Below are 23,857 nucleotides of genomic sequence, written 5' to 3'. Positions count from 1 at the left end.
AGCGTCCACTTGCGCGAACCTCAATAAGAAGGTGTTTTTTGAAGTTGCCTTTTATAGTAGTTCTTCGGCACCGCTCGATGCTCGTAATAGTCAGGATGAGCGGAGCGGAATTTCCAACGAGAACCGCGCACCCTGGTTGGGTTGGCTTTCGACCCAGATGCGGCCGGCGTGCAGTTCCACTATTTTTTTGGTGATGGCCAGGCCCAGGCCCGAGCCTTCGGGCTTACGGGTAGTCTGGTGCTGGGCCTGGTAGAACTTGTCGAAAATAAGCTGATGAAACTCCGGCGCAATACCCCGGCCGTTGTCCTGTACCCATAGACCCAGGCCGGTGGGCGTAGCGGCCACGCCCACGCCCACGCGCCCCGAGCCATCGGCCCGGCACGATTTGGCGGCGTTGGAGAGCAGGTTCACGAGCACCTGCATGAGCCGGTCCCGGTCGCCGGGCAGCGCCGGCAGGCCGGGCGGCACCGCGAGGTCGACTTGGATATGTTTGGCTCGCAGCTGGGGGCCGATGGCTTCGAGGGCGTCGGTGATGATATCGGCCAGGTCGAGGTCTGTTTTGGCAAGGCGCACGGTGCCCGACTCGTACTTTTCGAGGTCGAGGACCAGCGCAATCAGGCGGCCCAGGCGCTCCGACTCCTTCGTGATGGTGAGCAGGAAGCGGTGGCGCTCATCCTCTTCGAGGTCGGGGTTATCGGAAAGGATTTCGGCAAGGGCCCGGATGCTGGTAAGCGGCGTGCGCAGCTCGTGGGTGACGGTATACAGGAATTCATCCTTTTGCTGGTCGAGTTCCTGAAGCTGGTCGTAGGCCTGCTGGAGCTGCCCGGTGAGGCGCTGCAACTGGCGCTGCTGCTTCTGGAGCTGGCGGTTGGCTTCTAGCAGCTGCTGGCTTTCCCTGAGAATACCCACTACGTTGTCGAAGCTGATATCCTCGACCCCCACCGAGGAGCGCAGCAGCAGTCGGGCCGAGGCCGGGCCCACGGCCCCGGCCAGTAGTTTTTCGGCGTAAGCCAGCAGGCGCGGGTCGGCGGCGGGGGGCAACGGTTGGCTGGGGGAAGAAGTGGACGAGGGAGCCGTTAGGACATCCGTCGAAGCCATCATTCCGAGGGCTGCGCTGGGGGCCGGGGCATGGGCTTCGGGGAAGTGCTCGTGGAAGGCATGCAATGCCTGCGCGGTGCGTTTCTTCCCCAGGAGCCTACCAAAAGCGCCCGCACATCGGGTAGCTCGGCGGCGGCCTGCCACCCCGCCGGACTAGCCTCGAAACCGGCGGGCTGGCGGAAGGCATGCACGAATAGCTGCGCCTGCCGCTGTTCCAGGGCCGAGGGGGCCCGCCGCAGCGACACACCCACGTAGAGCCCGATATTGAGCAGCCAGCTCCAGAACAACCCATGCGACAGCGCATCGAGCCCTTCCAGGCCCAGCAGCGCCCCCGGCCGCAGCCAGCTCAGGCCCCAGGGTCCGTTCGTGAGCACCGTTTCGGGCACCAGCCCCGGCCCCACCATCGTGGGCAGTACCAGCGTGTAAAACCAGATCAGGAAGCCCGCCAGCAGGCCCGCCGCCGCCCCGCCGCGGGTGCCACCCTGCCAGTAAAGCCCACCCAGCACCACCGGCACGAACTGGGCCACGGCGGCAAACGAAATCAGGCCGGTGTTCACGAGCGGCAGCAGGTGGCCTACGGCGGCGTAGTAGGCGAAGGCCAGCAGCAGCACGAGCACCACAGCCAGCCGCCGGCTGTGCAGGGCCAGCTGCCCAAGCCGGGCAAACCAGCGCGGCCCTTCGGCCCGGGCCGTGGGCACGCGCACGAGCAGCGGCATGAGCAGGTGGTGGCTCATCATCACGCTCAGGGCAATGGTTTCAACGATAATCATGCTGCTGGCCGCCGACAGCCCACCCAGATAGATGAACAGCGCCAGCCAGGGCCGCCCGGCTTGCAAGGGTAGCGCCAGCACGTACATATCGGCATCGAGACGGCCGGCCGGGTCGAGCAGCCGCCCCCCGAAGGCCAGCGGCAGCACGAAAATATTGATGACGATGAGGTAGAGCGGAAACAGCCACATGGCCTTGCGCAAATGGTCCTCGTTCACGTTCTCGACCACGGCCACCTGAAACTGCCGGGGCAGCAGCAGCACGGCCGACATGCTCAGCAGCAGCAGCGTAAACCACTGCCCCGGCGCGGTACCAACCCCTTCGAGCGTAAAGAGCCGTCGCAGGTCGGGTACCGCGGCGGCCCGCTCGAACACGTCGGCGAAACCCTGGAACAGCCCGTAGGTGACGAACAGCCCGGCCACCAGAAAGGCCACTAGCTTGAGCAGGCTTTCCATGGCCACAGCCAGCACCATGCCCTCGTGGCGCTCGGTAGCCTCCACCGAGCGCACCCCGAAAATGATGGTAAAAAAGGCCAGCACCACGGTGGTGTAGAATGCCGAACTCACGGCCGCCGCATCCTCAACCGGCAGCCCCAGCGTGCCGGGCACACGGGTCAGGATATCAAACGAAGCCGCAATGGCCTTGATTTGGAGCGCGATGTAGGGCACCACGCCCAGCACGCACACCACCGTAGCCAGCGCCCCCAGTCCCGCGCTCTTGCCGTAGCGGGCCGAGATAAAATCGGCAATAGACGTGAGCCGCTGAGCCCGGCAGATGCGGATGATTTTGCGCAGCACCAGCCAGGCCAGTGGGGCCATGAGCGTGGGCCCAAGGTAGATGCCCACGAACTCCAACCCGAAGTGCGCGGCCCGCCCCACCGAGCCGTAGTAGGTCCAGGCCGTGCAGTACACGGCCATGCTCAGGGCGTACACGTAGGGGTTGCTCACGAGGCTGCGCCGCGCCGCCCCCCGCCGCTCGGCCGCGTAGGCCACCCCGAACAGTAGCAGGAGGTAGCCAAAGGAAAAGCCAATGACGAGCAGCGGAGACATGCAGTGAGGTAATGAGGTGCTGTTATAGTGGCCTAGATGGCATTGAATTATTCAGGGAGACCGATAAGTCCCCAGAAAAAACGAGGAATGTCCTATGTCATTACCTCCTTATTTCACCTTCACCAACCAGCCCGTCAGGGCTACCAACGCAACCCAAACCACGAGCACATAGAGGTACAGGACGGGGATACCGGCCAGACGGGCATCGTGGCTGAAGGTGCCGAGCAGCGGGAAGTTGAGCAGCACTGCAAACAGCACCGCCAGAAACAGCAGCCGCTGCCCGCGCCGCTGTTCGGGCTGTTCCGGGGGCATAATGGCGGGCATGGCGTGGGGTTTGAGGGGTAGTTCCTGGTGCGCCAAGCGGAGCAGGGATTGTGGCTCATCCGTCAAAGCAAGCAAAATCCGCCGAACCAATGGCCCGGCGGACTTTTTTGGCAAGCAGCCGGGCGGTGCGCGCTAATCCATGATGCGCACGTTGCGGATGTCTTTCATGTAAAGCGAGCCGATAACGAACGTAATGAGGGCAACGACTACCGGGTACACGAGGCCGAAGTAGATGCTGTGCTCCTGCAGGAAGCCGCTGGGCTGGGCGGCAGCCCAAGCCACCATCGCCGTCGAAATCAGGGGCACCAAGCCGCCGAAAATACCGTTGCCGATGTGGTAAGGCACCGACAGGGAGGTATAGCGAACTTTGGTTGGGAACAGCTCCACGAGGTAGGCGGCAATCGGGCCGTAGGCCATCGTTACGAACAGCACCAGGCAGAAAATAAGGGCAATCAGGGCCAGCATATTGGGCTCGTTGGCGACCATCACGGCGGGCACGGCCACGCCGGCGGCATCCACAGTAGCAGCGGTTTTCTCCACTATCGGGCCCGAGAAAGCCTTCAGGCCGTAGAAAATCGGGATGGTGAACACGGCCCCGCACAGCAGGCCCGTCATGATGATGCGCTTGCGGCCGATGCGGTCGGAGAGGCTGCCGAAGTAGATGAAAAACGGCGTGGCCAGCAGCAGGGCCACGCACAGGATAATGCTGGCCGGAATCTGCTCAATTTTGAGCACGGTTTGTAGAAAGAAGTAGGCGTAAAACTGGCCCGTGTACCACACTACGCCCTGCCCCATCGTAGCTCCGAACAGCGCCAGCAGCACCAGCTTGCGGTTTTCGGGCTCCACGAACGAGTCGCGTAGCGGCGACTTGCTGGTGGTGCCTTCGGCCTTGGCCTTGGCAAACAGCGGCGACTCATCAAGCCGGCGGCGGATGTAGTAGGAAGCAATAACGAGCACGCCCGAGAGCAGGAACGGAATCCGCCAGCCCCAGATTTTGAACGCCTCATCGCCCACGGCCAAACGGGTACCAATGAGCACCGCAATGCTCACGAATAGGCCAATGGTAGCCGTGGTCTGGATGAAGCTGGTATAGTAGCCCCGTTGGTTATCGGGCGAGTGCTCGGCCACGTAGGTGGCGGCTCCACCGTACTCGCCGCCCAGGGCCAGGCCCTGCACCACGCGCAGCAGAAACAGCAGCACCGGGGCCATTACGCCAATAGTGGCAAACGTGGGCACCAGCCCGATGGCAAACGTAGAGCCGCCCATCAGCAGCAGCGTGAGCAGAAATGTGTACTTGCGCCCCACCATATCCCCGATCCGCCCGAACACCACCGCCCCGAAAGGCCGCACCACGAAGCCCACTGCGAAAGCCGCCAGCGTAGCCAGCAGCGCTGCCAGCGGGTTCGTTTTAGGAAAGTAGAGCGTGGAAATAATCGTGGCCAACGACCCGAAGATGTAGAAGTCGTACCACTCAATCACCGTCCCGACCGAGGACGAGGTAATGACCTGCCAGATTTTACCGGTCGATACCTGGTTGTTGTCGTGCTCTGCCGAAGCAGCCGTTACGGGGCCGGGGCGTTGTACATCTGGTTCCATAGAGTAAGGAAATTTGGTGGTGAGAGAAATGGTAAAGGGCAGTGCGTACGGAAATTAGTAAATGAGTGAAGGACCTGCCAGGAGGGTATTCTATGTAAAGATTACCCTCCTGGCAGGTCCTTGGTCGCCGCTTGTCGCGCGGGATATATCAGCACAATAGCACGTTCGTTCTCGCCGCTCCTACAAGAAAATCATAGTCTGGAGGGTGATTTCGGGGCGGTAGTTGACATCCTGGGGGTTGGAGTAGTCGGGCCGGGCGCGGTAGTTGAGCGTGAACTTGGCGTTGTGGCCGTCGAGCAGCAGGTTGGCCCCGAGGTCGTACACGTTCACGTCTTTAGACCCGATGGCTTTCAGCCCGTCGTAGTTGCCGTGCATCCAGGCGGCGTAGGGCTGCAGGCGGGCCTTCTCGCCAAGGGTGTTTGTAGGCAGCAGATAGCCGGCCTGCAGGTAGGTTGAGGAGCCTGTGCCGACAACAGGGTAAGCATTGCCGCGCAGCGTGCCCGCCCCCGGAATGGCGCTCGAACCGCCGGCAGTGCTCGGGTTCAGAATGCCAATGTTGCGGACGTAGTTCGTGCCGAAACTGTAGTTGTAGTACACCGCATAGGCCGTCAGGGCCGTGCCGGCGTCCTTGTTGATAGGCGTATCGTAGAACAAGTCGGCCGACAGAATGCCCAGGTTCTGGAGCTTGTTGGGCACGCTGGTAAACGGGTCGGCCGGGGTGGGCACGGGCACGGCCCCGGTCCGCGACATCATGGCGTCTTTGTTGAACATGAAGCCCGCGCCCAGATTGAACACCCGCTTGGTGCCCAGGTAAGAGCCGGTCTGGTAGGGCAGCAGGTTGGCTTCCTGGTCGAGGAACTCGTAGGCGAAGTAGCCCTGGTACACCTTGTGGCTGTTGCGCGGGTTGTAGTCGGCTACGTTCAGGGGCTGGGCAGCCGGCGTTAGGGCCTGGTTGGTGGCAAACGGGTCGTTCACCGACACGGCGTAGTCGAACTTGCCCACCCGGCCTTTGGCATAGATGCCCATCCAGCGGGCGAACTGGTCGATTTTCTCGATGGTGGGCCAGTTGGTAATCGGCGCGTCGTAGGCCAGGAAGTTGAGCGTACTGGCGCGGGTCATGCGCGAAACACCGTTCTGGTAGTGCAGACCCGCCCCAATGTTCATGTACTTGAACACCTTGTACTCCACCATTGCCTCGTGGATGAACAGTTGGGGCTTTTTGCCGGGGTCGCCGATGCCCACGCCCCCACTCACAGCATTCTGGTTGTTGATGCCGAAGTGGGTGATGATGAGAAAGCGCGGGTTGAGTTGGGCATAAATCAGGACCCGGGAGCGGCGCAGGCCCACATCGAACGTGCTGCTTTCGGGGTCGCCGGCGACGCGCTGCGAGCCGGTGTTGTTCTTGTTGTAGCGGGTCCAGACCTGGTGCCAGTTGATGATGCGGAAGTACTTCGAACCATCGGGCGAGAGGTTGACCTTGAGGCCGGCTCCGTAGGGTACCGAAGCGGTCGGAGCCTCCGAAGCGGGCGGCGCGGCCTGGGGCGCGGGAGCCGGAGCGGGCGGGTTGCCGGCGGGGGGCGACTGCACCTGGGCCGAAGCCGTGGCAGCAGCCAACAACGCACTCATTACTAGTGGGTAACGGACGTTTATCATGATGTGAAGGGAGAAATAAAGGGGTGGGAATGGGTCAGCTCCAATGACAACGGCAGCTGCCGCCGCGCTTCGGCTTACCCAAATAGAAAAATCCCCGCCCGGAACTCACATGTAAGCTATAGTTCCGCTAAACCCTTATAGCTCTACCCCTGCCGAAACCGTTCCCACTTGATGAGCATATACTTATCGCCCAGTTCGGTAATCATCATGCCCGAGCCCTTCAGGTTTTCCGGATGCTGGAAAAACTCGGCCAGCTCCTTCTGGTTGAGTATTTTATAGGTCGGGTGGTAGTCGGGCTGCCGTGGGGCCTTCACGCCGTACTTCTTCACCCAGTTCATCACGCTCACGTGGCTCACGCCTAGCAACCGCTCAATCTCGCGGTAGCTCACGCCTTCAATGTAGAGTTGTAATGCCTTAATGACGTAGTACGGATTGGTTTCCTTGCCCGCCTTGGCCACCGAGTAGTGGTAACCGCAATTTCGGCACTTATAACGCTGCCGCCCCCCCACAATACCACTTTTGGTGGCTTCCATCGATTCGCACTTGGGGCATCGGAGCTGGGACATGAGAACGGGTAAGTAAGGGCTTATTGCAAGCTATAGCTATTTAGTAAAGATATAGTAGTTTAGCAACTATCCTGCATTACTGCTTATCTTAACTTTTGTCAGCTATGCGCTACCTCACCCGCCAGAAGCTCCGAGGTGGCACCCGCCATCTGAAACGCCTTATGCAACAAAGCCTTACGGCTGCGCCCCTGTCGGAGGGAATGTTGCAACGGTATGGCTACGACTACGAGAAGCTGGGCCTCGGGCTATGGCACTGGCACCACCGCCAGCCCCCGCAACGGGTACGGCAATTAGCAGCCGGGCATCTGCTGGTTACTTTCTTCGACTGGCAGCAGCAATTGCGGGCCCAACCGGAGCCCTTTTACCTGGCCATCTGGCTGGTGGAGGGAGCTGATTTTGCGCACAACTCTCAGGCAGTGGCCGGCATCGGCGAGAGGCGGGCGCGATACGGCGGTACGTTTGGGGGGCCTGATCCTGCCGGTCCTCCCCTACCCCCGGAGTACTGCCAGCTGCCCGGCGCCGATACGTTGACCTGGACTACTCACCCCTGGGAAACTTGGCTGGATGCCCTCGATTACCCAACTGGCTGGCCGGCGTGGGCCTTCACCCGACCTCATTATTTTCACACCGCGGAAGATGGCAACCGCTACCTCCTCGTGCAGACCAGCTGGGTGTGGGTGGGTCAGCCGGCCGATATTACAAGCTCAACCCTGTAGCACTACGGCCAGCAGCGCGTCCACGGCCAGCCCTAGGCGGCGCATATCCAGGCGGGCCAGGGTGTCGGTGGGCTCGTGGTAGCTTTTGTTGCGGTAGAAGGCCGTATCGGTGAGCAATACCGCCGAGTAGCCGAACTGCCAGTAATTGAGGTGGTCGGAGAAGTCGATGCCGGGCAGCCAGGCGGGGGCCTTGAAGCGCTTCACGGGCAGCGCGGCGGCCATTTTGTAACGCCGCGCAAACTGCCGACCGAAGTGGCCGTTCCCGAATTTCTGAGCCACCGTCACGTAGTTACCTCGGCTGCCATACACCCATTTCAACGGTCCGAAAGGGTAGTCCTGGCTGTCCTTACGGTCGTCGTAATAGCCCAGCATTTCCAGGGCCACCATGCCGCGCACCGGCACGCCGGCCGCGCGCAGGGCCTGGGCGTGCACGTAGCTGCCCATGTTTTTGGTGCGAAAAAATGGCGGTTCCTCCAGCGTGTAGGCCACCAGATCTATCCGGTAAGGTAGGTTGGCTTGCTGCCCCAGGAGCCGGGCCAGCTCCAGTAGTGCAGCCACGCCGGTGCCGTTGTCGTCGGCCCCCGGCTGCTCCCCGCACACATCATAGTGTGCCCCCACCACCAAGCGGGGGCCGGTTTCGGGGCCGAAGTGGGCCAGCACGTTGTGGTAAGTCTGGCCCTGCACCGTGTAGGGCTGCTCGGTGGGTTGCCCCCCGGCGGCGGCCAGTTCCGCCTTAATGTAGTCGGCGGCCTGGTTCAGGCTGGCCTGGTGGCGGTAATTGCGCGGCTCGGGCGTGGTGGTGAGGGCCACCAAGTGGCGGCGCAACCGGGCTGTATCGGCCGGAACTTGGGCGACGGCCGGACCGGCGAGCAGCAGCAACAATAGTAGGCGGAGCATAAGTGGTAGTAGCGTAAGGCAGTAATTGACAATTAGGGTTTCGGAGCAGACGCCCCGGCGGCCCGGCGGGAAATTACGCCGATAAGTCCGACCTTCGCCCCATGTCCTTCCGCACCATCGACCCCGCCCAGCTTACGCCCGCCGAGCTGCACCCTTTTATGGTGGGCGCCATTGCCCCGCGCCCCGTGGCCTTCGCCAGCACCATTGCGGCCGATGGCAGCGTGAACCTGAGCCCCTACAGCTTCTTCAACTGCTTCGGCTCCAACCCGCCCATTCTGGTGTTTTCGCCCGCCAACCGGGTCCGCGACAACTCCCAGAAGCACACCCTGCAAAATGTGCGCGAGGTGCCCGAAGTCGTCATCCACATCTGCGACTACGCCATGGTCGAGCAGATGTCGCTGTCGAGCACTGAGTATGAAAAAGGCGTGAACGAGTTCGTGAAGGCCGGTTTCACTCAGCTGCCCAGCCAGAAGGTGAAGCCGCCCCGGGTGGCCGAGGCCCCGGCCGCCTTCGAGTGCGTGGTGGAGCAGGTAATTGAGCTGGGCCAGAACAACGGGGCCGGCAACCTGATTATCTGCCGGGTCGTGATGGCCCATTTCCGCGAAGACATCGTGCTGCCCAGCGGCTCCGGCATCGACCCGTTCAAGCTCGACGCCATTGCCCGCCTCGGCGGCGACTGGTACTGCCGGGCCTCGGGCAGCAGCCTGTTCGAGGTGCCCAAGCCCAACCGCAACCTTGGCATCGGCATCGACCAGCTCCCGGAGTTCCTGCGTACCTCCGACCTGCTGACTGGCAACAACCTGGGCCGGCTGGCCAACATCGAAGCCCAGTCCATTCCCACAACCGAGCAGGTAGCCGCCTTCCGCCACGAGCCGCTGGTGAGCTACACCCTGAGCCAGCACCACGGTTCGCCCACCCGCCAGCGCGAGGAGCTGATGATTCTGGGCAAGAAGCTGCTGGAAGAGGGCCGCCTGCTCGACGCCTGGAAAACGCTCCTGCTGGCGGCAGAATAAGGCCGTACCCGATTCACTGTTTCAGCTGCTTCTCGCACGCTACCCGGCCTACGCCACGCCCGCCCCAACACCCCGCCGTAACCCATGCCGCTCCCCCACCTGCTCGACTTTCCCGCCACCGGCTCCGACGCGCTGGGCCACCTCATTATCGCGGAGGGCGGCCAGCTGCCGTTCCCAGTCAAGCGGGTGTATTGGACTGCCGACGTGCCCACCACCAAAGTAGCCGGCAACCACGCCCACCACGCGCTGGAACAGCTGATTGTGGCTGTACATGGCACCATCGAGCTACTGGTGGAAACACCCGACCGCCAGCGCCATACTTTCCGCCTCGACCAGCCCACGCAGGGCCTGTACGTGCCGCCGCTGTGCTGGCGCGAAATCCGCTTCGGCCCCGGCGCGGTGCTCATGTGCCTGGCTTCCATAGAATATGATGAGGCCGACTACATCCGCGACTACGGGCAGTTTGCCCGGCTGGTAAGCGGGTAGCCTTGGTGGGCGGAAGCACACGACTTACTACTCCTGATTCAGCCGATACTATAATTAGCAGCAGAGCCTCTATTTACGAATCGTATAAGGCACCCGCAGCCGGAAAGTACTGTCGTGGCCGTAAACATATAGGCTGATGGTACCCTCCCAAAAAGCGCGCATAGAGTCCTGACCGGGTGGCAATTGCCGGGCAACCCTAAATTCCACCCGCCCCCGGCCATCTTCGCTCACCGGAACGGCCACGCCATTTGCCCCCATCTTGAGCTTCTCCGTGGCACCGCTGCTTCTTAACAGCAATAAATTAGCTTTGTACTTCTCTCCAACCCGAACGGTGTTCGACTCCGCTACGGCGTAAGCATAAATCTTATAGAATCCGTCGTAGCCTCGTCCTAGTAGCCGCGCCTGGTCACCCAACGCCGAATTGCTTAGCTGCAAAACCTCCGCTTCCTGCTGGGTTAATACGGCTAGCGCTTCCACTGCTGTTGCATCCTCGAAATAGAACTTTCGATAGGTTTCGGCAGTGGTGAACAGCTGCCCGAACGGTGTCGAAGCAGCATTTGGGCCTGACAGCCGTTGCTTTTCCGCTGGTGGTGCAATAAGCGGGCGGATAAAACGGCCGAAGCGAATTGACTGCTGGTACAGGCTATCGGCGGAAGTAGCAGTAGCAGAAGACAAGAGGACATTGGCGACAGGGACGTGGTCACTCAGCCCCTGCCCCGTAGCTGATAACTGTTTCCCCAACTCTGCCCGGGCGTTGCGCAAGTTGCTTGTCAGAACCTTCGTCTGCTTCAGAATTTTCTCGGCCTGCTCTAGAACAACGATGTCTTTTGGCTGATTACGGTCCCTTTCTACCGCAGCCTTTATACCTAGTAGCATATTCTCCCCCTGCTTCAGCATGTTGTCATTTGTGCGCTGCTGCGTATCAGCGAGCAACTGGAGGCGGAGGGCATGCGAATTAGAGGTGGGCTGACAGGCAGTAATCAGGACCAAGCAAGCAGTGCATAACGGGCGAATAATATCCATAAGAGTAGCTAGCGGACCCCCGTGCTAGGGCAAGGTTGACTTACGCAATATCCAAATAACTGCTGTTACGCCATGTTGGTCGCCTCCTCTGGCCCCCTATTTCCGCATTACCGCCTCCCCCCGCTCCTGACGGCTACCGATGGGTAGCAAGTGGCATCTTCTGGCCCCAGGCTGAGGGCTTGCCGATGACGGCCAGCAGCAGGCAACGAAGACAGTCGGCTTATACATGGCAGAATAGGGAGTGATTTAGCCTAAGATTCCGTTGCGCTACTATGTTGCACCAGCCTACCTCCATCTGCGGTATCCGTGCTCTTAGTTGCGCACGGCAATCATCAAAGCCAACTCCTTGTAGCGCATGTTGAAGCGGCGAGCGATGCTGGCGTTGGTCAGGGAGCCTTTGTAGGCATACACGCCGGAGCGGAAATGCTCGTTGGTGAACAGCACCTCATTCACACCACCATGCTGGCTGATTTCCTGCAGAATGGGCGTGAAGATGTTGCTGAGGGCATTGGTAGCCGTGCGCGGCACCCGCGAGGCGATGTTGGGCACGCAGTAGTGAATGACGTCGTACTTGCGGAAAACGGGCTTAGCGTGGCTGGTCACCTCACTTGTAGCAAAACAGCCGCCCTGGTCGATACTCACATCGATGAGCACCGAGCCGGGTGACATCTGCGAAACCGCCTCCTCCGACACCATGAACGGGATGCGCCCTTCCTCGGGGTTGAGGGCCCCGATAACCACATCGGCGCGGCGCAACTGCTGATTAAGGGCAAACGTGTCGAGGGTGCTGGTATAAAGCTGGGGCTGGCCCAGGTTCTGCTTAAGGCGGCGTAGCTTGTACAGATGGTTATCAAACACCTTCACTTCGGCCCCCAGCCCGATGGCGGCCCGCGCCGAATACTCGGCCACCGTGCCAGCCCCCAGTATGACCACCTGCGAAGGCGGCACCCCCGTAATACCGCCCAGGATAATACCCTTGCCCTCGTCGCCACCGCGGGCAGCTAAGTATTCGGCCGCTACCAGCATCACCGTCGAACCCGCAATTTCCGACATAGCCCGTACCACCGGCCGCGCCCCACTCGGGTCCTTGATGAGTTCGAAGCTGATGGCGTTGATTTTCTTGCGCAGCAGGGCCGTAATGTAATCAGCCGTGAGCGTACCAAATTGCAGGGCCGAAATCAGCGTCTGGCCCGCCCGCAGATATTCCATTTCTTCGTAGGTGGCGGGGGCCACTTTCAGAATAATATCGGCCTCGAACACCTCTTTCTGCGAGTAGGCAATGGTGGCACCGGCCTCCGAATACTCGTGGTCGGAGTAGCGGCTGGGCTCGCCGGCTCCACTTTCGAGCAGCACCTCGTGGCCGCCTTCTACTAAGTGCTTCACGGCCTCGGGCGTAAGGCAGATGCGGTTTTCCTGCAGGGAAGTCTCTCGGGGCAGCCCAATAAACAGCTTGCGCTTGCGCGTTTCCACGGCCAGCATCGATTCCTGGGTGAAGTAGGCGCGGCTGGCGGCCAGCGACTCGAAGCCGGAGGGTACTGCTTGGGGCATCTTTTTTCAATTAAAAACCAAGAATTGAGGATTAAAAACCAGGAGTTGCCACTTTCAGGATGACGGCGGAGAAGGACAAGCGCTACTTTCTAAATCTCAATTTTCAATTCCCTCGAAGAGGGGCCGGTGACGGTGAGCGTGAGGGTGAGGCGATGATCGGGCAATAGGGGCTCGACGCGGCCAGGCCACTCAATCAGGCAAAGATAGCCAGAATCAAAGTACTCCGAAGCCCCGATGCCTTCGGCTTCGGCGGGGTCGTCGAGGCGGTAAAAATCGAAGTGGTACACGGGCTGGTCGGCGGCCGTGCGGTACTCATTCACCAGCGCGAACGTGGGACTGCTGATTTCCTCGCTTATACCCAGCTCGCGGCCCAACGCCTTGATGAACGTAGTTTTACCGGCTCCCATCTCGCCTTCGAAGCAGATGATAGTATGGCCCGCGAGGGCAGCCCGCACCTGGGCGGCGGCGGCGGGCAACGCCGCCAAATCGGGGATAGTGAGGGTAAGTAAAGAGGTGGCCATGGCGAAGCGGAATGAGGCGCAAGTTTACGAAGCCCGGCGCGGCCAGACCAGCTACCGTTAATTACGCGGCAGTTTTACTGCTGCCCCCCGGCTCCCGGGCCGGCGGAACGGGCCCCAGGCTAAGGCTGGGGATCAGACTCGGGCAATACATATTAGGGCGGGCCGCCAACCGTAGGCGTAGCTTTTGAATAGGCCAAGCAGAACTGATAAGTTGGTTGATGCAAAGCCCTGGCTGCACCAGTTGCGCCAAGAGAATTACCGGATAGCAACTCCCTATCCCCACGTTACCCTACACCATCTCCCTGCTTATTGCCTACATTTGGCCGACCCAAACCAGCAGTACTACCATGCAAGTTTCGCGAATGGCCGAGGGCCTGATTGGCTCCGAAATCATTAAAATTGGCAATGAGGTAAACGATATGATTCGCAAGGGGGAGCAGATCTGCAACCTCACCATTGGCGACTTCGACCCGAGTATTTTCCCAATTCCGGCCGAGTTGGAGGCTGAAATTGTGTTGGCTTACCAGCAGGGCCAGACCAACTACCCACCCGCCAACGGCATGGCCGCGCTGCGCGAAGCCGCTGCCGCCTTCACCCAAAACCGCCTGAGCCTACGCTATTCGCCGGCCGATTTTCTAGTCGCCGGCGGTTCGCGCCCCCTGATCTACGCCGCCTACCGGGCCCTGCTCGACGCCGGCGACCGGGTGGTGTTTCCGGTGCCGAGCTGGAACAACAACCACTACTGCCACCTGGTGGGGGCCGAAGCCGTAACGGTACTCACGCGTCCCGAAAACAACTTCATGCCCACCGCCCAGGAGCTGGCACCCCACTTGGCCGGAGCCACGATGTTGGCCCTATGCTCCCCGCTCAATCCGACCGGCACCGTCTTCAGCCGCGCCGACCTGGAAGCCATCTGCGACCTGGTGCTGGCCGAAAACCTGCGCCGCGGCCCCGCCGAAAAGCCACTCTACCTGCTCTACGACCAGATTTACTGGCTCCTCACCTTCGGCGAAACCCAGCACTACGACCCGGTGAGCCTGCGCCCCGGCCTGCGCGACTACACGATTTACATTGATGGCATCTCGAAGTGCCTGGCGGCCACTGGCGTGCGGGTAGGTTACGCCTTCGGGCCAACCCTGGTAATCGACAAGATGAAGGCCATTTTGGGCCATGTGGGTGCCTGGGCCCCAAAAGCCGAGCAGGTGGCTGTGGGCCAATACCTGCCCCAGGCTGCGGCCGTAGATGCATTTCTGAACACGTTCAAACACAACATCAAGCGAAGCCTTGATACCCTGCACGCGGGTTTGCAGCATCTGAAAGCCGCCGGCTTACCCGTCGATTCGATGGTGCCAATGGGCGCCATTTACCTCACGGCCAAGCTCGACGTGCTGGGCCGCACCACGCCCGCCGGGCAACGGCTCGATACCACCCAACAGCTCACCTCCTACCTCATCAGCGAGGCCCGGCTGGCGCTAGTGCCCTTTAGCGCCTTCGGCACCGATGGCACGGCTCCCTGGTTCCGGATGTCAGTGGGCGGGGCCTCGCTCGAAGCCATTGAGGCGGCGCTGCCCCGGCTGCGGGCGGCTTTGGAGGCGTTGCGTTAAGTGGTGGGGCCTGCGCTACGCCTCAAAGGAGCGAGTCCCCATCGCCTCACTGCCCCACTTGGCCACCTCATTGCATCACCGGTTATACCCCCGCCCTTCCTGGAATACTTCTTCGTCTTCGGGGGCGGCTAAGTGGCTGAGCAGCTCGGTGTGGGTAGTAGGGTGCGAGAACATGGGAAAATTCTTCTCGCAGGCCAGCTGCTGTTCTTCCTCGCTCATGGCCGCGGTGCAGTCGGTGAGCGTGGTCACTTGGTAACCCAGCTCGTAGGCCGTGCGCATGGTCGATTCGACGCAGCAATTGGTTAGAAAACCAGCCAGAACTAAGTGGGTAATGCCGCGCTGGCGAAGCACGAAATCGAGGTTGGTGCTCACGAACCCATCGAGGCCCCGCATGCCTTCGATGATGATATCCTAGGGTTCGGGGTGCAGGGCTTCCACAATTTCCACGCCCCAGGAGCCTTGCCGAAACGACTTGCTGTCGACTACGCCCTTCAAGATGCCGTAGGGGTGGCGGCTCAGCTCCTGGTAGTTGTCGGTGAAGCTGATGGGCAAATGCACGATGGTTGCCCCGTAGCGGCGGGCTCGTTGCACCAGCTCTATGGTGTGGGCAGCATATTGGTCTGTTCCATCACGGGGCGCACCGCTTCGTGCAGAGAGCCGCCGGGGCTGGTGAAGTCGTTTTGAAACTCAATCAGGACAATGGCAGTGGTGTTTGGATTCATAGCTGCAGGGCGTTAGCGTTTTGAAGCATAGTAAGTTATCCTTTCCTCGCCTCAAAACCAACCCGCCTCCGGCACACCCTTACGACTGTCCGCTTTCCCCCGAAAAGCCGTATGTTGCCCTACTCCTCACCAACCACGATAAAGCCGCACGCACCGACCTCGGCCTCGGCGAGTTGCGGGAGTTGCGGGAGAAACAATCACGCTAACCCCAATTCTTATGAGTCGCTATCTGTTGCTACCCCTGTTGTTACTTGGTTTCGCCGCCAGCGCCCAGAATTCTCCTATCGGCAAAGTAAGCATCTCAGCCCCCCGAAATTCTGATAGTACCACTACTGTCATCCGCCTTTACTGTGGCCCTTCCAAGCCCAGCCAACGACCACTTTTTATTATTGATGGTCGGGTTGCAGACAGCCTGCAACTGAACAGTATTAACCCAGATCAGATTGACACTAATTCAATACGCACTATAAGAGCACCGCAAAGCATGAAGCTATATGGTAATGCGGCCCGCAACGGCGTCATTCTAATGACCACTAAACCGACCCCGACCGACCACTAAAAAGTTCTTTCATCTATGAAACGCCACCTCACCACTAACCACGAGCTGTAGGTACCAACCTACGACTCGCATGAAACAACCTAAAAAACGCTGGGCTTGGACGCCCCGCCAACGTGGCCGTATCCGGGCGCACAGTAGCTTCTGGAATAACTTTCATCAGCCCTCACGCTCTTTCATTCATGAAATGTGGGTTCATGATCGGGCGCTTACCCGGGTGGCCTTGCATGAGATTCGACAAGGCGCTGATGAGACTGAAGTTCACTTTCCCTATCATCATAAGCACCAAGGTCATTGGCAATGGGCTTAGAACGCCAAAGAGGGCCGCCAGAAATGGCGGCCCTCTTTATTAATCCTGACACATATCTATTGTCTCCAAATCTTCCATTCAGATACCGCGCTACTCCTCTTAGATTTGAGGATAATTGTATCTGAATTCGTTTTTTTAGATATCCAATCGCCCCAATAAAGGCTATCGGCTAGGTAGTGATTATTGCTAGCTGTTCCACTTAAGTTATATTCATCGGGAGAATTCTTAAGTCGCACTTTAAATCCGCGCGCCTGAGAAATCATCACAACTTCCCCATCGAATGATTGTGCGTATAATCTGTTAAGCTCTCCGCTTTCATGATTGCTTCTGAGAGGATACAAACTGAAATAGGCAAAAACACATACGAAGCCAAAGAAGGGTAGTAATTTCAGCATTTCCCGGTCATCAGATTGATTACTATAGATGTTTCGTGAACAGTATACCCTTTGAGTCTTGTCGTCCGCATCATCGCAACGTCATTGTTCGATGTAGCGACGCAAATATGCGTCGCTGCAAAATGGATATACGGTTCACGAAACCGCTATAACTAGAAATAGCTAGACTAACACCCTACCCTTTCGCGCTCAAGGTCACGTACGGGATGATGCACTCCTCCAGGGAGATGCCGCCGTGCTGGAACGTGTCCTTGTAGTAGTTCACGTAGTAGTTGTAGTTGTTGGGGTAGGCGAAGAAGAAGTCGCCGACCGTGAATACGTAGGCGGTGCTCACGTTTTCGCGGGGCAGGAAGATGTTTTCCGGCTTGCGCACGGTGTACACGTCCTTGGTATCGTCGAAGCCCAGGTTTTTGCCGTGCTTGTAGCGCAGGTTGGTGTTCGTGTTCCGGTCGCCCACGATTTTGTAGGGCCGCTTCACGCGAATCGTGCCGTGGTCGGTGGTGATGATGAGCTTGCCCTTGCGCTCGGCAATCTGCTGGAACATCTCATAGAGTGGCGAGTGCAGGAACCACGATTTGGTGAGACTCCGGTAGGCCGATTCGTCGGCCGCCAGCTCCCGGATCATGGCCATATCGGTGCGGGCGTGGCTGAGCATGTCCACGAAATTGTAGACGATGACGTTGCACTTGTAGTTGTTGTGCAGGTTGGCCATTTTACCCAGCAAGTCCTTGCCGGCCTGCAGGTTGGTTACCTTGTGGTAGCTGAACTTATGCTTCTGGTTGGCCTTCTGGAACATGATTTCCATGAACTCGGCCTCGTGCAGGTTCTTGCCCTCGTCGTCGTCATCCCAAACCCAGAGGTTGGGGTATTTCTTCTGGATTTCGCTCGGCATCATGCCCGAGAAGATGGCATTGCGGGCGTAGGCCGTGGTGGTAGGCAGAATGCTGTAGTAGGTTTCCTCCGAATCGACAGTGAACAACTCCGCGATGATGGGTTCGAGCACCTTCCACTGGTCGTAGCGTAGGTTGTCGATGAGCATGAAGTAGACGGACGTGTCGCCGGTTTCCTTGAGCAGCGGGAACACGCGCTTCTGGAACAGCTGGTGCGACATGAGCGGGGCGTCCTCGTCGCCATGCAGCCAGTCTTCGTAGTTTTCCTGAATGAAGCGGCCGAAGTAGGTATTGGCCTCATCCTTCTGCATGTTGAACACCTCGGCCATACTCTTGCCCTCGGTTTCATTGATTTCGAGCTCCCAGTACACCAGCTTCTTGTACACGTCGGCCCACTCGCTCGGGCTGAGCCGGTCGCCGAGCTGCATGCCGAGCTGGCGGAAGTCGCGCTGGTAGCCGGAGTTGGTGGCCTCGCTGACGAGGCGCTTGTTGTCGAGCACCTTTTTCACGGCCAGCAGAATCTGGCTTGGGTTGACGGGCTTGATGAGGTAGTCGGCAATTTTGGCCCCGATGGCTGATTCCATGATGTGCTCCTCTTCGCTCTTGGTTATCATGATAACCGGCACGGTGGGGCGCAGAGCCTTGATTTCAGTGAGGGTTTCGAGGCCCGTCAGGCCGGGCATGTTCTCGTCGAGGAACACGATGTCGTAGTTCTTCTCCTGGATTTCTTCTACCGCATCGGCGCCCGAATTCACGCCGGTTACGTCGTAGCCCTTGTCTTTGAGGAAGAGGATGTGGGGCTTGAGCAGGTCGATTTCATCATCGGCCCAGAGGATGTTGTATTGTTGCATACAGGGGGTTGAGAGTAGCGTCAGTAGCCGCAGGCGTCCGCCTACGGTCCGTTGAACGAGCTTCGGGCGTTGCTACCCGGTACCAGGTTTGTCAAAGAGACGCCCCGGCGACGGTGGGTTGCAACTGAAGTTTCGTAAGTAGCTTTACTCCCAATCCCTGGCTTTTGGTTGTCGGAAAATTATAGAAAGCAGATATTCTGCGCTAATACAACCGCAAAGTACCCTAAAAAAGTTGGCTTTGCGGGCAGGCGCTTGTCGGCCGAGGCTTGTTTAGCTGCCCCCAAAGCCCTGCCAGGCCCCTTCCCCCGGACCCCACATGAACAAAAAGAAAATCTTCAACGACCCGGTTTACGGCTTCGTTACCATCCCGACCGAACTGCTTTTCGACCTGATTGAGCACACGTATTTCCAGCGGCTGCGCCGGATTCAGCAGCTGGGCCTGACGATGTTCGTGTACCCGGGGGCGCTGCACACGCGTTTCCACCACGCCCTGGGGGCCATGCACCTCATGTCGCTGGCGTTGCGCACGCTCAAGGACAAGGGCGTGAAGATTTCGGCCGAGGAGGGCGAGGCGGCCATGGCGGCCATTCTGCTCCACGACATTGGCCACGGCCCCCTCTCCCACGCCCTGGAGCGCAGCATTTTCGACGATGTGCACCACGAGGCCGTGAGCCTGCACCTCATGCGCAAGCTCAACGCGGAGTTCGATGGGGCGCTGGACCTGGCCATTACCATTTTCCAGGGCACTTACGCGCGGCCATTTTTCCATCAGCTCGTCAGCAGCCAGCTTGATATGGACCGGCTCGACTACCTCAACCGCGACTCGTTTTATACCGGCGTGCAGGAAGGCCGCCCCGGTGCCGACCGCCTGATTAAAATGCTGACCGTAGTAGATGAGCGGCTGGTACTGGAGGAAAAGGCCGTGTACAGCATCGAGAATTTCCTGGTGAGCCGGCGGCTGATGTACTGGCAGGTGTACCTGCACAAAACCGTGACCAGCGCCGAGCAGATGGTCATCCGCATCATGCAGCGGGCCCGCGACCTGGTGCGGTCCGGCACTGAGGTTCCCGCGTCGCCCAACCTGCACTTCTTCCTCTCGCGCAACGTCACGCAGGCACAGTTCGAGGCCGACGATACCATCCTGCGCCGCTTCACCCGCCTCGACGACACCGACGTATGGGGCGCCGTAAAGCTGTGGGCCGACCATCCCGACACGGTATTGCGCTACCTGGCCCAGAGCATGCTCGACCGGCATTTATTCAAAATCACGCTCCAGGCCGAGCCGTTCGAGGAGGAATTCCAGCTCGGCATCATCGAGCTGATTGCGGCCCGTTTCAACCTCTCGCCCACCGACGCAGCCCAACTCATGATTGCCGGCCGCATCAGCAACAACGCCTACGACGCCGAGGGCCGCGACACCATCGACGTACTCACTAAGCGCGGCCAGGTCGTCAACGTAGCCGAAGCCTCCGACCTGCCCAACATCAAGGCCTTGGGCCAGCGCGTGGAGAAGCACTATATCTGCTACCCCAAAGAGATATTGTAAGGTGGTTGGGGAGTTGGCGGGGGTAGTTGTTGCGGAGAACATCATTCTTCGCTGCGCTCTGAATGACGTTCTTCTGCCTGAATGACATTCTACTGAATAATGTTCTTCCTGACAACTCCCCCCTGACAACTGACAACTAATAACTGCTTCCTACTTTTGCCCCCATGGAATTTACCGTAGGTCAGATAGCCGAAGTGCTGCAGGGCACCGTGGAGGGCGATAGTAGCCAGCAAGTCAACCGGCTGGCCAAGATTGAGGAAGCGCGGGCGGGCTCGCTCTCGTTTCTTTCCAATCCCAAATACGAACCCCACCTCTACACTACTGAGGCCACAGTGGTGATTGTGAGCCGGACGCTGGAACTGAAAAAGCCCGTGACGGCCGCCCTGATCCGCGTCGACGACCCCTACACTAGCTTCACGGCCCTGCTCGAATTTTATCAACAGGCCAGCCGCACCGGCAAGCGCGGCGTGGAGGAGCCGGCCTATATGGCCGCCAGCGCCAGCATCGGCGAAAACCATTACCGCGGGGCCTTCTCCTACATCGGCGAGAACTGCGAAATCGGGGCCGACGTGGTGATTTTCCCGCACGTGTTCATCGGCGACCGGGTGAAAATCGGCGACGGCACCATTCTGTATCCCGGAGCCAAAATATACGCCGAAACCGTAATTGGCCAGCGCTGCACGGTGCACGCCGGGGCCGTTATCGGCTCCGATGGCTTCGGGTTTGCCCCCCAGCCCGACGGCTCCTACCGCACGATTCCGCAAATCGGCAATGTGGTGCTCGAAGACAACGTGAGCATCGGGGCCAACGCCACCATCGACTGCGCCACGATGGGCTCGACCATTATTCGTGAGGGGGCCAAAATCGATAACCTCGTGCAGCTGGCCCACAACGTGGAAGTCGGCCGTCACACGGTAATTGCCTCACAAACAGGCGTGTCGGGCTCCACCAAAATCGGTGATTTCTGTGTGCTGGCGGGGCAGGTGGGCATGGCCGGCCACCTCACGCTGGCCAACCGCACCACCGTTACGGCCCAGTCGGGAGTGGGTAAGTCTATTAAGCAGGAGGGCGTGCTGCTCCAGGGCTCGCCGGCCTTTGGCCTGCGCGACAGTTTGCGCGCCAACGCTATTTTCCGCCACTTGCCCGACCTGGAGCGCCGCCTGCGCCTACTGGAACAGAATGCCCGCCCGCCGGAAAAGCCCTAGCTTTGCGTTTAGAAAAGCTTCAAGCCGCAAGCTACAAGCAGCAAGTCTTGGGCTCCTTTTCATCACCCTATTCTTCGCTTGCAGCTTGCGGCTTGAAGCTTGCAGCTTAACTCAATGAACGACAAGCAACATACCATCAAGGCCCCCGTCACCGTGAGTGGCATCGGTCTTCATACCGGCGTGCAGGCCACGATGACGTTCTGCCCGGCCCCCATCAACCACGGTTACAAGTTTCAGCGCGTCGATTTGCCCGGCCAGCCCATTGTGGATGCCGACGTGGACAACGTAGTGGACCTCTCGCGGGGCACGACCATCGAGCAGAACGGGGCCCGCGTGAACACCGTGGAGCATACGCTGGCCGCCCTCGTGGGCCTGCAGATTGATAATGTGCTCATCCAGCTCGACGGCCCCGAACCACCCATCATGGACGGCTCTAGCTACGAGTTCATCAAGCCCCTGCAGGAAGTGGGCCTCGAAGAGCAGAACGCGCTGCGCAACTACTACGAGATACCGGCCGAAATCCGATACGTGGATAACGCCCGCTCGGTGGAAATAGCGGCCCTGCCACTCAACTCCTACCGCCTCACGGTGATGGTAGACTACAATTCGCCGGTGCTGGGCTCTCAGCACGCCTCGCTGACAGACATTTCCCAGTTTGCCGCCGAAATCGGCTCCTCGCGCACGTTCTGCTTTCTGCACGAGCTGGAGGCGCTCTACAAATCCAACCTCATTAAGGGTGGCGATTTGAGCAATGCCATTGTGGTGGTTGACCGCGTGGTGAGCGACGAGGAACTGGACGAGCTGGCCACCATGCTGGGCAAGCCCAAAGTGGCCGTCAAGAAGGAAGGCATTCTCAACAACGTAGACCTGCGCTACAAGAACGAGCCCGCCCGCCACAAATTACTCGATTTGGTAGGCGACCTGGCCCTGGTTGGCCGCCCGCTGAAAGGCCAGATTCTGGCCGCCCGGCCCGGGCACGCGGCCAACGTGGCCTTCGCCAAGCGCATCAAGAAAAAGATGATGGAGGCCCACACCAGCCCCATCCCAACCTACGACCCGAGCCGCGAGCCGGTGATGGACATCAACCAGATTGCCGCCACCCTGCCCCACCGCTACCCTTTCCTGCTGATCGACAAGATCATTCACTTGGACGCCACCACCGTCACGGGCGTCAAGAACGTGACCTTCAACGAGCAGTTCTTCGCCGGCCACTTCCCAGGCAACCCCGTGATGCCCGGCGTGCTTCAGATTGAGGCAATGGCCCAAACCGGCGGCATTCTGGTGCTCAATACCGTACCCGACCCCGAAAACTACTGGACCTACTTCCTGGGCATTGAAAACTGCCGCTTTCGCCGCATGGTGAAGCCCGGCGACACCATCATTTTCAAGTGCGAGCTGACTGCCCCCATCAAGCGGGGCATCGCCAAGATGAGCGGGAAAGCCTACGTGAGCGGGAAAGTAGTGATGGAAGCCGAAATGTCGGCCAGTATTGTTAAGAAACAATAATTAAGAATCAGGAATCAAGAATTAAGAATTTGTCCCTTTGGCCTGTTCGTATTAGTTCTTAATTCTTAATTCTTAGTTCTTAATTGAAAGAAGAATGACCCAGCCGCTCGCCTATATTCACCCCGAGGCCCATATTGCCCAGAACGTGGTAGTGGAGCCGTTCACGACCATCGACAAGGATGTTGAAATCGGGGAAGGCACCTGGATTGGCCCCAACGTCACGATTATGTCTGGGGCTCGGATTGGCAAAAACTGCAAGATTTTTCCGGGGGCCGTTATTGCGGCTCAACCCCAGGATTTAAAATTCGCGGGCGAAAGAACGACGGTCCAAATCGGCGACAACACCGTAATTCGGGAGTGCGTGACGGTGAACCGCGGCACCGTGGACCGGCTCAAAACCGTGATTGGCAGCAACTGCCTGCTGATGGCCTACGTGCACATTGCCCACGACTGCATTATCGGCGACAACTGCATTCTGGCCAACACCGTGCAGGTGGCCGGGCACGTGGAAGTAGGCGACTACGCCATTATTGGCGGCTCATCGGCCATCCACCAGTTCGTGCGCGTAGGCCAGCACGCCATGATTTCCGGCGGCTCGCTGATTCGGAAAGACGTGCCGCCCTTCGTGAAGGCTGGGCGCGAGCCGTTGAGCTACGCCGGCATCAACAGCATCGGGCTTCGCCGCCGGGGCTTTTCAGATCAGAAGATATCCGAGATTCAGCAGCTCTACCGCCTGCTGTTCATGAGCGGCCTCAACAACGCTGCCGCCCTAGAGCAGATTGAGTTGGAACTGGCTCCCTCCCCCGAGCGCGATGAAGTGGTCAACTTCATCCGCAACTCGGGCCGCGGCGTGATAAAAGGCTACGGCCGCATGCCTAACGGCGGCGGCGAATAGGTTTTTTGGCTGTTAGCTCAAGTAACGTCATGCTGAGCGTAGCCGGAGGCGCAGTCGAAGCATCTCTACCGCAATGGTAATCCTAAGGGCTGATTGGCCGTTGCAATGAAGTGGTAGAA

General features: G+C 59.5%; 23 protein-coding genes. 9 read left to right on the top strand and 14 right to left on the bottom strand.

Annotated features, from left to right (window positions below):
* Nucleotides 1-90 precede the first annotated feature (90 nt).
* The 6 genes from CDA63_RS21405 to CDA63_RS14530 form a co-directional block, all read right to left on the bottom strand.
* On the bottom strand, nucleotides 91-1,101 hold the full coding sequence (locus CDA63_RS21405; protein WP_242434682.1) for a sensor histidine kinase: 1,011 nt from the start codon (nucleotides 1,099-1,101) through the stop codon (nucleotides 91-93).
* Nucleotides 1,098-2,915, bottom strand: a complete 1,818-nt coding sequence (locus CDA63_RS21400) for an SLC5/6 family protein (RefSeq protein ID WP_242434681.1) — start codon at nucleotides 2,913-2,915, stop codon at nucleotides 1,098-1,100. Before CDA63_RS21400 ends, CDA63_RS21405 begins: the two co-directional genes overlap by 4 nt.
* Before the next feature lie 108 nt (nucleotides 2,916-3,023).
* The gene (locus CDA63_RS14545) at nucleotides 3,024-3,275 is read right to left on the bottom strand and encodes a hypothetical protein (protein ID WP_242434680.1); all 252 of its coding nucleotides are present in this window, start codon (nucleotides 3,273-3,275) and stop codon (nucleotides 3,024-3,026) included.
* Between the two features lie 96 nt (nucleotides 3,276-3,371).
* On the bottom strand, nucleotides 3,372-4,835 hold the full coding sequence (locus CDA63_RS14540; RefSeq protein ID WP_242434679.1) for an MFS transporter: 1,464 nt from the start codon (nucleotides 4,833-4,835) through the stop codon (nucleotides 3,372-3,374).
* Nucleotides 4,836-5,015: 180 nt separating this feature from the next.
* Complete coding sequence (locus CDA63_RS14535) at nucleotides 5,016-6,461, bottom strand: hypothetical protein (protein WP_242434678.1); 1,446 nt, start codon at nucleotides 6,459-6,461, stop codon at nucleotides 5,016-5,018.
* A gap of 170 nt (nucleotides 6,462-6,631) precedes the next feature.
* Complete coding sequence (locus tag CDA63_RS14530; RefSeq protein WP_088465187.1) at nucleotides 6,632-7,054, bottom strand: IS1/IS1595 family N-terminal zinc-binding domain-containing protein; 423 nt, start codon at nucleotides 7,052-7,054, stop codon at nucleotides 6,632-6,634.
* Between the two features lie 104 nt (nucleotides 7,055-7,158).
* Here CDA63_RS14530 and CDA63_RS14525 point away from each other — a divergent pair, with 104 nt between their 5' ends.
* Nucleotides 7,159-7,770 carry a hypothetical protein gene (locus CDA63_RS14525; RefSeq protein WP_088465186.1) on the top strand — a complete coding sequence of 204 codons (612 nt, stop codon included), beginning with the start codon at nucleotides 7,159-7,161 and terminating at the stop codon, nucleotides 7,768-7,770.
* Here the strand turns inward: CDA63_RS14525 and CDA63_RS14520 are convergent.
* Complete coding sequence (locus tag CDA63_RS14520) at nucleotides 7,759-8,667, bottom strand: M28 family peptidase (protein WP_088465185.1); 909 nt, start codon at nucleotides 8,665-8,667, stop codon at nucleotides 7,759-7,761. The two genes, CDA63_RS14525 and CDA63_RS14520, sit on opposite strands and share 12 nt — an antisense overlap.
* A gap of 101 nt (nucleotides 8,668-8,768) precedes the next feature.
* Between CDA63_RS14520 and CDA63_RS14515 the strand changes: the two genes are divergently transcribed.
* On the top strand, nucleotides 8,769-9,680 hold the full coding sequence (locus CDA63_RS14515; protein WP_088465184.1) for a flavin reductase family protein: 912 nt from the start codon (nucleotides 8,769-8,771) through the stop codon (nucleotides 9,678-9,680).
* 84 nt (nucleotides 9,681-9,764) lie between these two features.
* Nucleotides 9,765-10,166, top strand: coding sequence for a sugar 3,4-ketoisomerase (locus tag CDA63_RS14510; protein WP_088465183.1), 402 nt, complete (start codon nucleotides 9,765-9,767; stop codon nucleotides 10,164-10,166).
* Nucleotides 10,167-10,235: 69 nt separating this feature from the next.
* On the opposite strand, the gene CDA63_RS14505 is transcribed toward CDA63_RS14510, so the two are convergent.
* The 3 genes from CDA63_RS14505 to tsaE form a co-directional block, all read right to left on the bottom strand.
* Nucleotides 10,236-11,189 (bottom strand): hypothetical protein, encoded by a 954-nt coding sequence (locus CDA63_RS14505; RefSeq protein ID WP_088465182.1) that lies wholly within the window; start codon nucleotides 11,187-11,189, stop codon nucleotides 10,236-10,238.
* A gap of 312 nt (nucleotides 11,190-11,501) precedes the next feature.
* Nucleotides 11,502-12,737, bottom strand: coding sequence for an alanine dehydrogenase (locus CDA63_RS14500; RefSeq protein WP_088465181.1), 1,236 nt, complete (start codon nucleotides 12,735-12,737; stop codon nucleotides 11,502-11,504).
* Nucleotides 12,738-12,826: 89 nt separating this feature from the next.
* A complete protein-coding gene (gene tsaE, locus CDA63_RS14495; protein ID WP_088465180.1) occupies nucleotides 12,827-13,258 on the bottom strand; it encodes a tRNA (adenosine(37)-N6)-threonylcarbamoyltransferase complex ATPase subunit type 1 TsaE in 432 nt (143 codons plus the stop codon).
* 347 nt (nucleotides 13,259-13,605) lie between these two features.
* Here tsaE and CDA63_RS14490 point away from each other — a divergent pair, with 347 nt between their 5' ends.
* Complete coding sequence (locus CDA63_RS14490; protein ID WP_088465179.1) at nucleotides 13,606-14,862, top strand: pyridoxal phosphate-dependent aminotransferase; 1,257 nt, start codon at nucleotides 13,606-13,608, stop codon at nucleotides 14,860-14,862.
* A gap of 75 nt (nucleotides 14,863-14,937) precedes the next feature.
* On the opposite strand, the gene CDA63_RS21780 is transcribed toward CDA63_RS14490, so the two are convergent.
* Genes CDA63_RS21780 through CDA63_RS21620 form a run of 3 tightly spaced genes read right to left on the bottom strand, consistent with a single transcriptional unit; the run spans nucleotide 14,938 to nucleotide 15,584 of the window.
* The gene (locus CDA63_RS21780) at nucleotides 14,938-15,255 is read right to left on the bottom strand and encodes a cysteine hydrolase (RefSeq protein ID WP_199797538.1); all 318 of its coding nucleotides are present in this window, start codon (nucleotides 15,253-15,255) and stop codon (nucleotides 14,938-14,940) included.
* 18 nt (nucleotides 15,256-15,273) lie between these two features.
* Nucleotides 15,274-15,453 carry a hypothetical protein gene (locus CDA63_RS21775; protein WP_199797537.1) on the bottom strand — a complete coding sequence of 60 codons (180 nt, stop codon included), beginning with the start codon at nucleotides 15,451-15,453 and terminating at the stop codon, nucleotides 15,274-15,276.
* 5 nt (nucleotides 15,454-15,458) lie between these two features.
* A complete protein-coding gene (locus CDA63_RS21620; protein WP_262490664.1) occupies nucleotides 15,459-15,584 on the bottom strand; it encodes a hypothetical protein in 126 nt (41 codons plus the stop codon).
* A 217-nt stretch (nucleotides 15,585-15,801) separates the two neighbouring features.
* On the opposite strand from CDA63_RS21620, the gene CDA63_RS20540 reads away from it, so the two are divergent.
* The gene (locus CDA63_RS20540) at nucleotides 15,802-16,143 is read left to right on the top strand and encodes a TonB-dependent receptor plug domain-containing protein (protein ID WP_126546881.1); all 342 of its coding nucleotides are present in this window, start codon (nucleotides 15,802-15,804) and stop codon (nucleotides 16,141-16,143) included.
* 877 nt (nucleotides 16,144-17,020) lie between these two features.
* Here the strand turns inward: CDA63_RS20540 and porX are convergent.
* On the bottom strand, nucleotides 17,021-18,586 hold the full coding sequence (gene porX / locus CDA63_RS14480; protein WP_088465178.1) for a T9SS response regulator signal transducer PorX: 1,566 nt from the start codon (nucleotides 18,584-18,586) through the stop codon (nucleotides 17,021-17,023).
* Between the two features lie 316 nt (nucleotides 18,587-18,902).
* Here porX and CDA63_RS14475 point away from each other — a divergent pair, with 316 nt between their 5' ends.
* The 4 genes from CDA63_RS14475 to lpxA all read left to right on the top strand — a co-directional run bounded on the left by CDA63_RS14475 (nucleotide 18,903) and on the right by lpxA (nucleotide 23,738).
* On the top strand, nucleotides 18,903-20,132 hold the full coding sequence (locus CDA63_RS14475) for an HD domain-containing protein (RefSeq protein ID WP_088465177.1): 1,230 nt from the start codon (nucleotides 18,903-18,905) through the stop codon (nucleotides 20,130-20,132).
* Between the two features lie 164 nt (nucleotides 20,133-20,296).
* Entirely contained in the window at nucleotides 20,297-21,337 is a 1,041-nt protein-coding gene (gene lpxD, locus CDA63_RS14470) for a UDP-3-O-(3-hydroxymyristoyl)glucosamine N-acyltransferase (protein WP_088465176.1), read from the top strand.
* Nucleotides 21,338-21,451: 114 nt separating this feature from the next.
* A complete protein-coding gene (locus CDA63_RS14465; RefSeq protein ID WP_088465175.1) occupies nucleotides 21,452-22,843 on the top strand; it encodes a bifunctional UDP-3-O-[3-hydroxymyristoyl] N-acetylglucosamine deacetylase/3-hydroxyacyl-ACP dehydratase in 1,392 nt (463 codons plus the stop codon).
* A 94-nt stretch (nucleotides 22,844-22,937) separates the two neighbouring features.
* Nucleotides 22,938-23,738, top strand: a complete 801-nt coding sequence (gene lpxA, locus CDA63_RS14460; protein WP_088465174.1) for an acyl-ACP--UDP-N-acetylglucosamine O-acyltransferase — start codon at nucleotides 22,938-22,940, stop codon at nucleotides 23,736-23,738.
* Nucleotides 23,739-23,857: the final 119 nt, after the last annotated feature.

Source organism: Hymenobacter amundsenii, from assembly GCF_002204745.1.
GTDB classification, from domain to species: Bacteria; Bacteroidota; Bacteroidia; order Cytophagales; family Hymenobacteraceae; genus Hymenobacter; species Hymenobacter amundsenii.
The sequence above is the reverse complement of the archived record's forward strand: the minus strand, read 5'-3'. Positions and strand labels throughout refer to the sequence as shown.